The sequence below is a fragment of the Aeromonas molluscorum genome (assembly GCF_051376105.1).
In the GTDB taxonomy this organism is placed as follows: Bacteria; Pseudomonadota; Gammaproteobacteria; order Enterobacterales; family Aeromonadaceae; genus Aeromonas; species Aeromonas molluscorum.
The window spans coordinates 84,182-97,483 of record NZ_JBPQCY010000002.1 but is presented as its reverse complement, the minus strand read 5'-3'; the positions used below and the strand labels follow the sequence as shown (position 1 = coordinate 97,483).

The 13,302-nt window shown below is 61.8% G+C and carries 13 protein-coding genes; 11 read left to right on the top strand and 2 right to left on the bottom strand.

Annotation, left to right across the window (positions count from 1 at the left end; all coding sequences use genetic code 11):
• Positions 1 to 364: 364 nt before the first annotated feature.
• From ACSMDR_RS11055 to malZ, 10 genes are all read left to right on the top strand, one after another.
• Positions 365 to 751 (top strand): TraR/DksA family transcriptional regulator, encoded by a 387-nt coding sequence (locus ACSMDR_RS11055; protein ID WP_436468305.1) that lies wholly within the window; start codon positions 365 to 367, stop codon positions 749 to 751.
• A 184-nt stretch (positions 752 to 935) separates the two neighbouring features.
• Entirely contained in the window at positions 936 to 1,799 is an 864-nt protein-coding gene (locus ACSMDR_RS11050; RefSeq protein ID WP_436468304.1) for a hypothetical protein, read from the top strand.
• Positions 1,800 to 1,863: 64 nt separating this feature from the next.
• Complete coding sequence (locus tag ACSMDR_RS11045; protein ID WP_436468303.1) at positions 1,864 to 2,304, top strand: Mpo1 family 2-hydroxy fatty acid dioxygenase; 441 nt, start codon at positions 1,864 to 1,866, stop codon at positions 2,302 to 2,304.
• Between the two features lie 19 nt (positions 2,305 to 2,323).
• Entirely contained in the window at positions 2,324 to 2,785 is a 462-nt protein-coding gene (locus tag ACSMDR_RS11040; RefSeq protein WP_436468302.1) for a CreA family protein, read from the top strand.
• A 68-nt stretch (positions 2,786 to 2,853) separates the two neighbouring features.
• A complete protein-coding gene (locus ACSMDR_RS11035) occupies positions 2,854 to 3,534 on the top strand; it encodes an SDR family oxidoreductase (RefSeq protein WP_040318778.1) in 681 nt (226 codons plus the stop codon).
• A gap of 166 nt (positions 3,535 to 3,700) precedes the next feature.
• Positions 3,701 to 4,693, top strand: a complete 993-nt coding sequence (locus ACSMDR_RS11030; protein WP_436468301.1) for a 2-hydroxyacid dehydrogenase — start codon at positions 3,701 to 3,703, stop codon at positions 4,691 to 4,693.
• A gap of 117 nt (positions 4,694 to 4,810) precedes the next feature.
• On the top strand, positions 4,811 to 6,172 hold the full coding sequence (gene yegD, locus ACSMDR_RS11025; protein WP_436468300.1) for a molecular chaperone: 1,362 nt from the start codon (positions 4,811 to 4,813) through the stop codon (positions 6,170 to 6,172).
• Positions 6,173 to 6,409: 237 nt separating this feature from the next.
• Positions 6,410 to 6,829, top strand: a complete 420-nt coding sequence (locus ACSMDR_RS11020) for an META domain-containing protein (protein ID WP_005890603.1) — start codon at positions 6,410 to 6,412, stop codon at positions 6,827 to 6,829.
• Positions 6,830 to 6,971: 142 nt separating this feature from the next.
• Positions 6,972 to 7,802, top strand: coding sequence for an HDOD domain-containing protein (locus ACSMDR_RS11015; protein ID WP_436468299.1), 831 nt, complete (start codon positions 6,972 to 6,974; stop codon positions 7,800 to 7,802).
• A 4-nt stretch (positions 7,803 to 7,806) separates the two neighbouring features.
• Positions 7,807 to 9,642 carry a maltodextrin glucosidase gene (gene malZ, locus ACSMDR_RS11010; RefSeq protein ID WP_436468298.1) on the top strand — a complete coding sequence of 612 codons (1,836 nt, stop codon included), beginning with the start codon at positions 7,807 to 7,809 and terminating at the stop codon, positions 9,640 to 9,642.
• A gap of 107 nt (positions 9,643 to 9,749) precedes the next feature.
• Here the strand turns inward: malZ and ACSMDR_RS11005 are convergent, their stop codons facing one another.
• On the bottom strand, positions 9,750 to 10,367 hold the full coding sequence (locus ACSMDR_RS11005) for a cobalamin adenosyltransferase family protein (protein WP_436468297.1): 618 nt from the start codon (positions 10,365 to 10,367) through the stop codon (positions 9,750 to 9,752).
• A 187-nt stretch (positions 10,368 to 10,554) separates the two neighbouring features.
• On the bottom strand, positions 10,555 to 11,697 hold the full coding sequence (locus ACSMDR_RS11000) for a DUF5610 domain-containing protein (protein WP_436469309.1): 1,143 nt from the start codon (positions 11,695 to 11,697) through the stop codon (positions 10,555 to 10,557).
• A 314-nt stretch (positions 11,698 to 12,011) separates the two neighbouring features.
• Here ACSMDR_RS11000 and trmA point away from each other — a divergent pair, with 314 nt between their 5' ends.
• The gene (trmA, locus tag ACSMDR_RS10995) at positions 12,012 to 13,118 is read left to right on the top strand and encodes a tRNA (uridine(54)-C5)-methyltransferase TrmA (RefSeq protein WP_436468296.1); all 1,107 of its coding nucleotides are present in this window, start codon (positions 12,012 to 12,014) and stop codon (positions 13,116 to 13,118) included.
• Positions 13,119 to 13,302 lie beyond the last annotated feature (184 nt).

Here is a 13,302-nt window from a genome sequence, read left to right as displayed (position 1 = left end):
TATGGCGTCTGTCAAGCAGCTCTGTTTAAAAAACAATAAATAACGGTCTGGATAATGACCATGTCGATACGAAATACTAAACACTCATACCAGTCAAATCCCAGGCTCTAACCTGCACCGACAAGGATCGTCGCAACGCCTCGTGCTCAGTCAGAACCCGTCTTCTCGCCACCGATTATTTGCAAAGGCGCACACTCCTCGTTCACCGGGCTTTGCTTGCTGCCGTTTTTTTGGTACAAGGCCCGCCCTGATTTACACGCTTTTCATCGACAACAGTGGTAAATCGAGGACACAGGGCTTGGACTGCGCGCAGACCGCCCCCATAACTACGGAAAATTGGGTTAGTAACTGACTGGTAAACCTTATGTGTGATTTCATGACAAAAGACCAACTGGCCTACTACAAGGGACAGATGGAGGCGCAAATTGCAGAACTCGAAGAGCGCCTCAACTCCCAGGCCAGCCAGGCCATCGCCACTGATACCAACGAGATGGCTGATGAAATTGACCGGGCCAGCATCGAAGAGGCCCGCCGCCTGGAGCTCAACCGTATCGAGCACGACAAGCTGCACCTGCGCAAGTTGAGGGCAGCCATCCGTCGCATCAACGAGGGCGACTTCGGCTACTGCGAGTCCTGCGGCGACGAGATCTCTCTCAAGCGCCTGCATGCCCGCCCGGAATCCCGTTACTGCGTCGAATGCCAGAGCACCAAGGAATTCAACGACACTCACGTCTTCCGCCGCGTCGCTTGATATATGCCCGGCCCAGGTCATGCACCGGGGCCGGGTTGTTTGCCCTCTTCCCCTCCCTGCCATCCGGTGCCCGTCGCCAGTCTCCATCCATCGCCCACCAGCCAGTTAGCGCCCCACACGAGGCGATGGCCCTTTATTCTGTTAGACTCCGGACAGTTTCCCAGACTCTTCAGGAGAGCAGACCGTGAAATGGCTCATCACCCTGTGTCTGTGCCTGCCCTTGCTGGCCCAGGCGCAAGATCTCGTGGTCAAGATCCCCAGGCGCCCCATCAACCACCTCGATGGTGACTATCAGCTCAAGCTGCTGGATATGGCCCTGCGCCACTCGGGGCAAGCATTCAAGATTGAGCAGGTCGATGTCGATCTGAACCAGTTCACCCTGCAACAGCAGCTCAAAACCGGCAAGACCATCAATGTGTTCTGGATGGGTACCTCGAGCGCCCTGGAGTCTGCTCTGCTGGCGGTGCCCGTGCCGCTGTTTCGTGGCCTGGAAGGGCTGAGGCTCTCCTTCATCCACGAGAAGGATCAGGAGAAGTTCAGCCAGATAGAGACTCTCGAGCAGCTCAAGAAAATGCGTGCGGCCCAAGGCATCGGCTGGGCCGACAACAAGATCTATCAGGCCGCTGGCATTCCCACTTACATGACCCGTTTCACCAATCTATTTCGCCTGATGAATGACGGGGGCCGGCTCGACTTCTTCCCGCGCAACCTGGTGGAGATTTTCGCCGAACAGCGAGAGCTAACGAGCCAATATCCAAATCTGGTGGTAGAGCAACACCTGTTGATCCGCTACCCCTTCGCCGAGTTCTTCTTTGTCAGCCCCCAATACCCCAAGCTGGCCAAGGCCCTGACCCGGGGGCTGGAATCCGCCTACGCCGATGGCAGCTTCATGCGCTTTTTCCGGGAGAACCCGGCCATTCGCACCGCCCTGGCCAGCGCCAATCTGGCCAATCGCACTACCATCAAGCTGGCCAACCCGGACATGACCCCCTTGCTGCGCAGCATACCTGCCCAGTATTGGGACTATCCCCCGGTCCAGGGCCAATAACGACGTCATCAGCAAACGTCCAGTATCGGGACGGGCAACGGACGACCGGCAAGGAGCCGCGCTCATGAAATCGATGGAAACCTGGTTTGCCGAATACGCCAAGCGCCACACCCAGCCGATCAATGTCGCTATTCACAAGCTGGCAGTGCATCTATCTGTGCTGCCTGGCGCTACTCTGGTCGCTGCCAAGAGGCCCTCGGCCAGCCCCCTCGATTGGGTCATGCTGGTCGCCATCCCGGTGCTGCTCTGCTGCCTGCGCCTCTTGTTGCCACTCTTTCTCGGCATGACACTGCTAACCGCCCTCGGCCTCTGGCTCTGCCAACCGGGCCCTGCACCGCTCTGGCCCTGGGCACTAGGGGGATTTGTGCTGTGCTGGCTGGCCCAATTTGTCGGCCATCGCCTCGAGGACAAGCGCCCCGCCTTTTTCACCGACTTGCAGTACCTGCTGATCGGGCCCGCCTGGCTGCCGGCGAGTCTCTATCGACGGCTGCACATCCGCTATTGATGCCGATCTGGAGAAATACATGCGTTTCCTGAACACTCTGCTGGCTACCGCCCTGCTGCTGCCCGCCCTGGCCCATGGCAAAGCAGATACCGTCGGTGAGGTGAGCACCGCCTTCAAGCTGCTCGGGCCCAATCACAAGATAGTGATCGAGGCCTTCGATGACCCGGATATCGCCGGCGTCACCTGTTACCTGGCTCGTCCCAAGACAGGCGGTGTCAAGGGAGGCCTGGGTCTGGCTGAGGATCCCTCCCACGCCTCGCTCTCTTGCCATCAGACCGGTTCCATTGCCGTGCCGGACAAGCTCAAACAGGGGGAGGAGGTATTCGACGTCAACACGTCTCTGGTGTTCAAGGAGCAGAAAGTGGTGCGTTTCTTTGACAAGAAGCGGGGCAGCCTGGTCTATCTCACCTACAGCACCAAGCTGATCGACGGCTCCTACAAGAGCGCGGTCAGCGCCGTACCCATCATGCCCTGGGGATAAGGTACTGCCTTGCCACAGGGAACTCCCCGATGCCAAACCTGATTGTTAAACAGAATATGGAGTTGCAGATGTACCAGACCATCTTGGTGACAGGCGCCACCAGCGGCATAGGCTATGCCCTGGTGGAAGAACTGACCCGGCAGGGTTACCGGGTCTTTGCCACCGGACGCAACCAGGAGGCCCTCACCCGCCTCAAGCAAGAGACTGGCTGCCTGGGGGAGACCGCGGATCTGGCCGACCCCGCCGCCCTGCTCGCCCTCTACGCCAGCGCCGAACAGGCCCTTGGCCCCATAGACGTGCTGATCAACAACGCCGGCATGAATACCCGCAAGGCCCCCCTGGTCGATACCACTCTGGAGGAGTTCGACCTGCAATACGCCATCAATCTGCGCGCCCCCTACCTGCTGGCACGGGAGGCGCTCAAGTCGATGCAGCCTCGCGGCCAGGGCTACCTGATCAACGTGGTGAGCACGGTTGCCAAGCGCAGCAGCGAAACCATGGGGGTCTATACCGCCATGAAGCAAGGCTTTGCCGGTTTGAGTCAGGTGATGATGAAGGAGGCCCAGCCCTATGGCATCAAGGTCACAACTCTCTACCCGGGTGGCACAGATACCGGCTTTCGTGCCCAGGCCAGGCCGCAATACATGCAGCCCGCCAGCGTGGCGCGCACCCTGGTCCAACTGCTCAACCTGCCGGATGATGTGGTGATGCATGAGATGACTTTCCGCCCACCGGTGGAGGTGGAGTAAGTCCGGCGTGTTGCCGCCCGGTGCAACACCTGCGAGATTGTCTGGTTAGTTTTCATCGCCATGACGACCAGCCGCTCACGAACGAGGCAAGTTGGCGCCGGTTTCAGGTGCTGCGCCCGCATCCTTGTTGTAAATTAACCACATAACCCAAGTTGGAGATTCAACGATGCGCGTCGCCCTGTTCAGTACCAAGAGTTACGACAAGGAACACTTTCACCAGGCCAACGACCAGTACGGCTTCGAACTGGAATATTTCGATGTGCGACTGGAAGCCAAGACGGCGCGCCTCGCCCATGGCTTCCCCGTGGTCTGCCTGTTCGTCAACGATGACGCCGACCGGGAAGTGCTGACCGAACTGGCCCAATATGGCACCAAGGTGATCGCCCTGCGCTGCGCCGGTTACAACAACGTCGACCTGGTCGCCGCCAAGGAGCTTGGCCTGAAAGTGGTGCGGGTACCCGCCTACTCCCCCGAGGCGGTTGCCGAGCACGCCGTCGGTCTGATGATGACCCTCAACCGCCGCATCCATAAGGCCTACCAGCGTACCCGCGATGCCAACTTCTCCCTGGAAGGGCTGGTTGGCTTCAACATGCACGGCCGTACCGCGGGCATAGTCGGCACCGGCAAGATCGGCATCGCCACCCTGCGCATCCTCAAGGGCTTTGGCATGCGCCTGCTGGTGAGCGACCCTTATCCGAATCAGGCCGCCATCGATCTGGGGGCCGAGTACGTGGACATCGACACCCTGCTGCGCCAGTCAGACGTCATCAGTCTGCACTGTCCGCTGTTCAAGGATAACTACCACCTGCTGAACAAGGAGGCCTTCGCCAAGATGAAGGACGGGGTGATGATCATCAACACCAGCCGGGGCGGCCTGCTCGACGCCAATGCCGCCATCGAGGCCCTCAAGACCTCTCGCATCGGCGCCCTGGGTCTGGATGTCTATGAAGAAGAAGAGGATCTCTTCTTCGAAGACAAATCCAACGAGGTGATCACCGATGATGTGTTCCGCCGCCTCTCCGCCTGCCACAACGTGCTCTTCACCGGCCACCAGGCCTTCCTGACCCGTGAAGCCCTGCATGCCATCGCCGACACCACGCTCGGCAATCTCCAGGCTATCGAGCAGAACGGCAGTTGCCCCAACGAGGTCGATGCCTGAACCCGGCTCGCCTCTGGCAAGCTAGCCCCGCCCTTTCTAATATCCAGCGCCGACTTGTGAGAGTCGGCGCAATTCGTTAGGCTGTCCGGCCCCTTTTTAGACAGGAGCCCGCCGCCCATGATTATCGGATTCGATTACGGCACATCCAACTGCGCCGTCGCCGTGATGGAGCAAGGCAGCCCCAGACTGTTGTCCCTCGGCGCCTCCCACTACCTGCCCTCTACCCTGCACGCTCCACACAGGGATGCCATCGCCGGTCTGCTCGCCGAAGGGCTCTCCCCGACGCAGCAACAGAGCTACCTCAAGCTGCGCGGCCCGGTGGTGCAGCGTGCCCAGTCGGTACGCCGCCAGATGCGGGACGAGGGGCTGATTGACGAACTCAGCTTCGGTGGTGCAGCCCTGGAGCGCTATCTGGAAGCCCCGGACGAGGGTTACTACATCAAGTCGCCCAAGTCCTTCCTCGGTGCCTACGGCCTCAAACCGCCTCAGATAGCTCTGTTTGAAGACATCGTCTGCGCCATGATGCTGCACGTGCGGCAAGAGGCAGAGCAGCAGCTCGGCCAGCCGGTGCGCAGCGCCGTGATAGGTCGCCCGGTCAACTTCCAGGGACTGGCAGGGGAGGAGAGCAACCGCCAGGCCATCGCCATCCTGAGCGAGGCCGCCAGACTGTCTGGCTTCGAGCAGGTGGAATTCCTCTATGAGCCCGTGGCCGCCGGCTTCGAATTCGAGGCACGCCTCAGCAAGGATGCCGTGGTACTGGTGGTGGATATCGGTGGTGGTACCACCGACTGTTCCATGCTGCGCATGGGCCCCGGCTATCGAGACAGGCTGGACCGCAGCAGCGATCTGCTCGGCCACAGTGGCCAACGCATCGGCGGCAACGACTTCGATATCCGCCTCACGGTCGAGGGCATGATGCCGCTGCTCGGCATGCACGAAACCCTCAAGACCGGCAAACCGCTGCCCCATCCCCTGTTCTGGGATGCAGCCGCCATCAATGATGTCAGCGCCCAGAGTCGCTTCTACAGCCTGGAAACGGCAAGATCCCTGCAAGAGTTGCAGCTCGACAGCAAGCCCGGCAGCAAGCTGGCACGCCTTGCCAGGCTGCGGGCCCATAAACTCAGCCACCAGCTGGTCTGGCGCGCCGAGCAGGGCAAGATCAGCCTCTCCGACCAGGAGAGCTGCCAGCAGCCGCTGACCGAGCTGGAGCGGGACTTGCACGCCGATCTGACCCGGGATCAGCTGGCAACGGCCGCAGCTCCTCTGCTGGAGAAGATAGGGGAGCTGATGGACGAAGCCATTGCCGCCGCCGGGATAGTGCCGGATCGCGTCTTCGTCACCGGAGGCAGCGCCCGCTCCCCCCTCATCAAGGCCTATATCAACGCCAAACTGCCCGCTATCCCGGTAGATGGCGGCGATGACTTCGGCTCGGTCGCATCCGGCCTAGCCCGTTACGCCGAGCGCCTGTTTGGTTCCTGACCCAACTGACGCTCAGTCCCGCAGCGGCAAAAAAGCAAGAAGAGGCGGCGACCCCGGGGTCACCGCCTCTTTTTCCAGCCAGTGGCGCCTGACTGGGCTGCTATCGACACCAATCCCGTCATGAGAGGTGCTTGCGGCGTCTCGGGGCGACAGAAGCGGTCGGGGGCGCGCCCTGTGCCCCTGCCCCCACCTGCTCGCTGACGCTATCCTTAGGGCACTCACTACCGGAGCCCTCCCATGTACAGATTTTTGCTGCTGGTGCTCGCCCTGCTACTGCTTGGCGGTTGCAGTTCGGCCCCCCAGTTGAGCCGCCAGGATCTCATGCACCACCACTGGGTGCTGGACAAACTGGATGACCAGCCCATCACAGTACCCGCCCGCAACAGACCGGATCTCGAGATAGGCGAACACTTCACCGTCAACGGCATCGCCGGTTGCAACCGCTATTTCGGCCAGGGCCGCCTCAAGGGTGATCGACTGAAGGTCAACAATCTGGGCAGCACCAGCATGGCCTGCCTGGCGCCCCTCGACACCATAGAGCAGGCGGTGCTCGACACCCTGCAACAGGGGGCCACCCTGGAAGGCGACACCCAGCGGCTGATCCTGCAGGGAAAACGGCACCGACTGGAGTACAAGTTGCGGGACTGGGTCTACTGAACGCGGCCTTCGCCACCACAGCGGCGCCCTGAACGGACACAAGGCCAGGGTATCGCCGTCGCGTAATAATGGACTGCGCATCAGGAACAAGGTCCTAGTATGTGGCACAATATGGGCAGTGCACGCAACGGAGGCGGCCCCCATGTCGATGGATCACCTGTTTGACAAGATTAAGCAACTGCCCACCATACCCCAGCTGCTTCACGAGCTGATGCAGAGCTTCGGCGATGAAAATGCCCAGATCGACAAGATAGCCGCCAAGATCGCCATGGATCAGGTGATCAGCGTCAAGGTACTTCGCCTTGCGAACTCCGCCGCCCTGTGCCGGGGCAAAGAGGTCACCTCCATCGAGCAGGCGGTGATCCGGCTCGGCTTCAACCGCCTGCGCGCCCTGGTGGTCGCATCCAGCATCATTGGCAGCTTCAAGGCCCCCCCCAGCTTCGACAAGCACCGCTTCTGGACCGAGACCTTCCAGGTCGCCACCATAGCCCGCATCCTGGCCCAGCAAGCCAAGGAGATGGATCCCGAGACCGCCTTCACCTGCGCCCTCATCCACAACATTGGTGAGCTGCTGATCCAGAGTGCCCTGCCCGAAGAGGCCGAGCTTATCCATCTGGCGGTGCAGCAGGGCAGCAGCCGGGTCGATGCCCAGCGCGAGATGCTGGGTTACGATTATGCCCAGCTCGGCGCCGAGCTGGCCCGGCGCTGGCAGCTGGCGCCCGCCTTCGTGGTCGCCATCGACCAGCAACTCGACCCCCTTGCCCATCAGCCCGTCAGCCGTGACGCCCTGCTGATCCGGCTGGCGGTGTTCATCTCCTTTGCCTGGCATGCCGGCGTTCCGGCCCAGACCATCATAGCCCGCTTCCCGACCCAGTTGGCCAAGCCCCTGGGGCTGGACGTCAGCCAACTGGCGACGCAGCTCGAAACGCTCCACGAACAGGGCAATGCCCTCGCCGAACTCCTGACCCAATGAGCCTATGACCCAAGATATCCCGTTTCTGTTTCACCCTCAGGCGGCCCCCTGGTTTCAGGAAGGATCCGACTCCCTGCTGCTGACCCTGTTCTGCGAGCAGGCTGCCCCCATTCGCGAAATCTGGCTGCGCCACGAGCCGGACAACGAGGAGTACCTGCTGGCCATGACGCCGGTCGCGACCCGGGACAGGCTGAAGATATGGCAGGTCAGACTGCCCCTGGCCCAGAGCCAGGATCTGCAGCTCTACTGCTTCAAGTGCCTGACCGACGAGGGTCAATGGTGGCTGCACGGTGCCGGCATCAGCCCCGCCGTGCCGCCCCGCGAGCAGCACTTTCGCTTCAACGTCCGCCACCAGCCCCCCAGCTGGGTGCAGGATCAGGTGTTCTACCAGATATTCCCCGACCGTTTCTGTAACGGCGACCCCTCCCTGAGCGTGCGCCATCACGAATACGAGTACGGCGGCAAGGCGGTGATCAGCAAGGCCTGGGGCGAGCCGGTCAGCCAGCAGGGGGAAGGCACCGCCAGCAGCGAGTTCTATGGCGGCGATCTGGCGGGGATAGACGGCAAGCTCCACTATTTGCAGTCCCTCGGGGTGACGGCGCTCTACCTCAACCCCATCTTCGCCTCGCCGAGCAATCACAAGTACGATACCCAGGACTACCACAGGGTCGATCCCCATCTGGGCAGCAACGAACGGCTGGCCGAGTTGACCCGCAACCTGCGTCAGCGCGGCATGCGCATCATCCTGGATGCCGTGGTCAACCACACCTCGACCCAGCACCCCTGGTTCTGTCCGCCTCAGGGGGCCATGGGCAATCCTGACTCGGCGTTTCGCAAGTTCTATACCTTCGATCAGGAGGGGGACTATGTGAGCTGGAAGGGGATCCGCAGCCTGCCCAAGCTGGATTTTGCAAGCGAGCAGGTGCAGGACGCCGTCTACCGCGCCGAGGACGCCATCTTGCGCTACTGGATGCGCCCCCCGTATCAGATAGATGGCTGGCGCTTCGACGTCATTCACATGCTGGGGGAGCGCGGCACCGCCGAGGGCAACCCCGGCCATGTACGCGCCATTCGCCACACCCTCAAGCAGGAGAACCCGGAGGCCTATGTGCTCGGCGAGCACTTCTTCGAGGCGAGCCAGTGGCTGCAGGGGGATCAGGAGGATGGCGCCATGAACTACTATGGCTTCGCCCACCCGATCCGCGCCTTTCTGGCGGGGCAGGACATCGCCTACCACCCCATACGGATCAGCGCCGCCGAGCTGGACACCTGGCTCAAACTGGCCAGGGCCCATGTCCCCTTCAAGAACCAGCTCGCCCAGTTCAACCTGCTGGACAGCCATGACACGGCGCGCTTCCTGCATCTGCTCGGCGAGGACAGATCGCGCATGATGCTGGCCGCCACCCTGCTGCTCACCTACATTGGCACGCCCAGCATTTACTATGGCGACGAGGTGGGACTGTCCGGGGGCAATGACCCCGACTGCCGCCGCTGCTTCCCCTGGGACAGCACGACCTGGGACCATGTGCTGCATGAGCACTACCGCCGCCTGACCCAGATCCGCCGTCAGCGTCCCTCCCTGCGCCGGGGCGACATCCAGACCCTGTATGCGGGTGCCCATAGTTATGTATTCGCCCGTACCCTGCAAAGCGATCAGGTAGTGGTCGCCTGCAACCGTCATCCGAGCGAGCCGCGCACCATCAGCCTGCCCCTGTGGCAGACGGCCAGCCCGGCCAGCCGCTTCACCGATGCCTTCAACGGCGACAAGTTCGAGGTGGTAAAGGGCCAGTTGCAACTGACCATACCGGCCAGCTCGGCCCGGGTACTGCTCTCCAGCTAGTCGCCGTGCTGGCCGAGCGCGCATCAACGGCACGCGACTGACCCGCGCTTGTGACAGCTACCATAAAAAAACCGGAGCTCGGGCTCCGGTTTTCTATGGTGTGCGGCTCAATAGTTGATGCTGACGTAACTCACCTCGGGGACCTGCCACTCCTGCTTGAGGAAGACTGTCAGCACGAAGAAGAAGTTGGCGAGCAAGTTGGCGAAGCGCGGCAAGATGGGATCGTACGAAACACCGCTCTCTTCCAGACGTACCAGCAGGCGCACCACCTTCTTGCTGGCGCAGCGACACAGATGCAGAGCCGGGATCGGCTGGGGGCCTCGGGGCAGCACAAAACCGGTCACCCGGCCGCGGCTGGCCTCGTTGTAGAGATCATACCGCTCCTTGAGCCAGGCCATGTCCTCCTCGAAGATGCCGAGTCTGCCGCGCACCGAACCGTTGAGGTTGTAGATAAGCCGCTGCAGCTTGTCCAGATCCGCGAACACGGCTGCCTCCCCTTCGCTAGGCGCCACGGGCAACATGGCCATGACGCCCCCGACCTGGCAGCAGAGTTCGTCGGTCGCTATCTCGTAGTCGCACTGGAACTGGGTCTCGTAGATGAAGGGGTAACAGAGCTCGCGGATGTCTTTCGGGCGCTTGTGGCTGCGTTGACGCGCAGGTTGCCGCTCTGAAGGGACAGCACTCGGCTCATCGTGGGCCGGGTTGGATTCGGACTGCTGGTCCATGGCATTCTCACTCACGGGAAAAGTCGCAGTGTGCCAGCCCGGCGCCCCCCAGGCAAACCGCGGCACCCTGGCCAGCCACCTTGCTCTCAGTTCACCCCAGAACGGCCAGCTCGGCTCACGCCCGGCAAGTGTTGGACACAAAGGCAGGTAGCCCGCCCCTGTCCATGAGGTTGCGCGCTAGCTCGACTCACGCCGTGCCGAGTAACCGATAGGCATTGAGCAAGCGCTGGTTGGTGTCGATGAAGCTGGCACCCTGGCTGGCATCGTCCCCGCGCGCAGCCAGCACGGTCGGCGTCAGCGCCTGCTGCTGACGCTCCGGCAACAGGGCATCGGCCTGCTGCTGCCAGCCCGCCAGCCGGGGCAGATAGTCGGCCAGGGGAGCCAGACTCTGCTGCAGGGCACTGCTGCCCTGATAACTCTGACTGAATCTGCTCGACTGCTTGAGGCGCAGGGAATAAGCCACCAGCTGGCTGTCATCCAGCCCGGGCAGTTGGGCCGGATCCAGACTCTGACCCAGCTTGCCGTTGAAGAAGCTATCCGCCAGGGAGTCGAGTCCTTTGACCAGATCGCCGATGGCGGCAAGTTCGCCATCCCCCAGATCGCCCTCGAGGGAGAAGCTGAAGTTCTGGCTCAACTTGAGGCTGAACTGGCTGGCATTGCCCTGCTCCTGGGACTTGAGCTGCCAGCTGTCGTTGAAGCGCAGCATCACCTTGTCCCCCTCCTTGGTCTCTATCTCCAGGGTACCCTGCTGGCGATTGGCCATCTCGGCCGCCTTCCGATCCACGTCAGAGACCTGGCCGAAGAACTGCTGCTCGAACTGATCCAGGCCGTCCTGGATCAGCTTGTAGCTCTGATCGATACCTGTCTTGATATCTTCGTTGTCGGTCGCCTTGTCACCCAGCTGCTTGCGGGCATCAGCAAAGCCCATGTTCACCCCCTTGCGAGCCTGAGCCATCATGTCGGCAAGCGCCTCGTCCGATTTGCCATCGGCCCGCGCCGCGCCAAGCCGGCCGGTCACGAATTGCAGCACGTTGTCGGCCACCGCCTGAAAGTCGAACAGGGTCTCGGGGGTGATCTCTTTTACCGGCTCGACCTTGGGTGCCTGGTATCCCTTGCCGTTGACCTGAAGATGGAACTGCAACGCCTGCTGCACCAGTCCCTGTGCCCAGCGCGGCGCCCGGTTCAGGATCACCTCGTCATCACTGAGCCTGCTGCTGGCCTCGCTCGCAGGGGCATCGGCCAAACCGGCCTTGCCATGACGCGCCTCATCGGTGCGCACCTCGCCACTCATCCGTCTGGGCTGACCCGCCCCCATGCCATCAATCTGCATCATGACTTCCTCATACATTCCCCGTTAGCAGCTTATCGGCCAGGGCGACCACTTCTTGACCAAAAAAACGCGCACTCCCCCAACTTGCCGATCCCTCGCCCACCGGACAGGCTCACCGGTCATTTTGCGACCATAGCGTCGCGCTCCCCGCAGCGATCCCCTCCTTCATCCTGTGGAATAAACTGACCGGCTACTTATTGACCATAAAAAACTGGACAATCTGCGGCTGACTTTTAAAATCAGGCCCCTTTGGGTGGTCCTGTGCCCCCCACCGCTTTCTGCCCGGCCCCATCGGCCGCATCTCGAGGTATGTCATGACCCAATCCGAGCGAACCCCGGCTGCTTATCAGGCCCAGTTAGAGGCCAAGGCCCAGCGCCTGCAGACCCTGTTTGCCGGCTTCAACCCTCCGGCCCTCGAGGTCTATGTCTCCCCGGCCGAGCACTACCGGATGCGGGCTGAGTTTCGCCTCTGGCATGAAGAGGATGACCTCTACCATGTGATGTTCGATCAAGAGAGCCGCGAACGCATCCGGGTCGATCAGTTCCCGGCCGCCAGCGCCCTGATCAACAAGGTGATGCAGCCCCTGCTCGAGGGTCTGCGTCCGGTCAAGGCGCTGCGCTTCAAGCTGTTCCAGATAGACTACCTCTCGACCCTCTCCGGTCAGCTCTGCATCAGCCTGCTCTATCACCGTCGTCTCGACGAGCACTGGCAGGTCGCCGCAGAGGGGCTGCGCGCCAGCTTGCAGGAGCAGGGCTTTGACGTGCGCATCATAGGTCGGGCCCACAAGCAGAAGGTCTGCCTGGGTGAAGAGTTCGTGGTCGAGACCCTGAAGGTGCAGGGTCGGGAGTTCATCTACCAGCAGGTAGAAAACAGCTTCACCCAGCCCAACGCCGAGATTAACCAGCTGATGCTGGGTTGGGCCCAGGACGTGACCCGGAGCAGCGAGGGGGACTTGCTGGAGCTCTATTGCGGCAACGGCAACTTCTCCATCGCCCTGGCCCAGAACTTCCGCAAGGTACTGGCCACCGAGATAGCCAAACCTAGCGTGGCTTCTGCCCAGTTCAACATCGCCGCCAACGGCGTGGACAACCTCATCATACTGCGCATGTCCGCCGAGGAGTTCACCATGGCGATGCGTGGCGAGCGTACGTTCAATCGCCTGGAGGGCATAGATCTCGGCGCCTACCAGTGCAACACCATCTTCGTCGATCCCCCCCGCGCCGGGCTGGATGACGCCACGGTCAAGCTGGTGCAGGAGTACGACAACATCCTCTACATCTCTTGCAATCCGGATACTCTGATCGACAACATGCGGGCCCTGGGCGAGACCCATGAAGTAGCCCGCCTCGCCCTGTTCGATCAGTTCCCCTGGACCCATCATATGGAAGCGGGCGTCTACCTGCGCCGCAAGGCCGGGTAAGTCGGGGACGAAAGCCATCCTGACCACAGGGCCTGCGGGCCCTGTTTGCTTGTCCATCCCGCCATAGCGCCCTGACATGACCTCAGGGCCATGTCGCTTCGACGCCGTCCTAGGCCGGATCCGTCACAGATAACAGCAAACCCTTATCCGTGTCCAGGCACTGCCTCGCACCGGCGCAATCAAG

Coding starts and splice junctions, on each gene's coding strand:
- ACSMDR_RS11055 (WP_436468305.1), top strand. CDS start 365: ATGTGTGATTTCATGACAAAAGACCAACTGGCCTACTACAAGGGACAG.
- ACSMDR_RS11045 (WP_436468303.1), top strand. CDS start 1,864: ATGAAATCGATGGAAACCTGGTTTGCCGAATACGCCAAGCGCCACACC.
- ACSMDR_RS11040 (WP_436468302.1), top strand. CDS start 2,324: ATGCGTTTCCTGAACACTCTGCTGGCTACCGCCCTGCTGCTGCCCGCC.
- ACSMDR_RS11035 (WP_040318778.1), top strand. CDS start 2,854: ATGTACCAGACCATCTTGGTGACAGGCGCCACCAGCGGCATAGGCTAT.
- ACSMDR_RS11030 (WP_436468301.1), top strand. CDS start 3,701: ATGCGCGTCGCCCTGTTCAGTACCAAGAGTTACGACAAGGAACACTTT.
- yegD (WP_436468300.1), top strand. CDS start 4,811: ATGATTATCGGATTCGATTACGGCACATCCAACTGCGCCGTCGCCGTG.
- ACSMDR_RS11020 (WP_005890603.1), top strand. CDS start 6,410: ATGTACAGATTTTTGCTGCTGGTGCTCGCCCTGCTACTGCTTGGCGGT.
- ACSMDR_RS11015 (WP_436468299.1), top strand. CDS start 6,972: ATGTCGATGGATCACCTGTTTGACAAGATTAAGCAACTGCCCACCATA.
- malZ (WP_436468298.1), top strand. CDS start 7,807: ATGACCCAAGATATCCCGTTTCTGTTTCACCCTCAGGCGGCCCCCTGG.
- ACSMDR_RS11005 (WP_436468297.1), bottom strand. CDS start 10,367: ATGGACCAGCAGTCCGAATCCAACCCGGCCCACGATGAGCCGAGTGCT.
- ACSMDR_RS11000 (WP_436469309.1), bottom strand. CDS start 11,697: ATGCAGATTGATGGCATGGGGGCGGGTCAGCCCAGACGGATGAGTGGC.
- trmA (WP_436468296.1), top strand. CDS start 12,012: ATGACCCAATCCGAGCGAACCCCGGCTGCTTATCAGGCCCAGTTAGAG.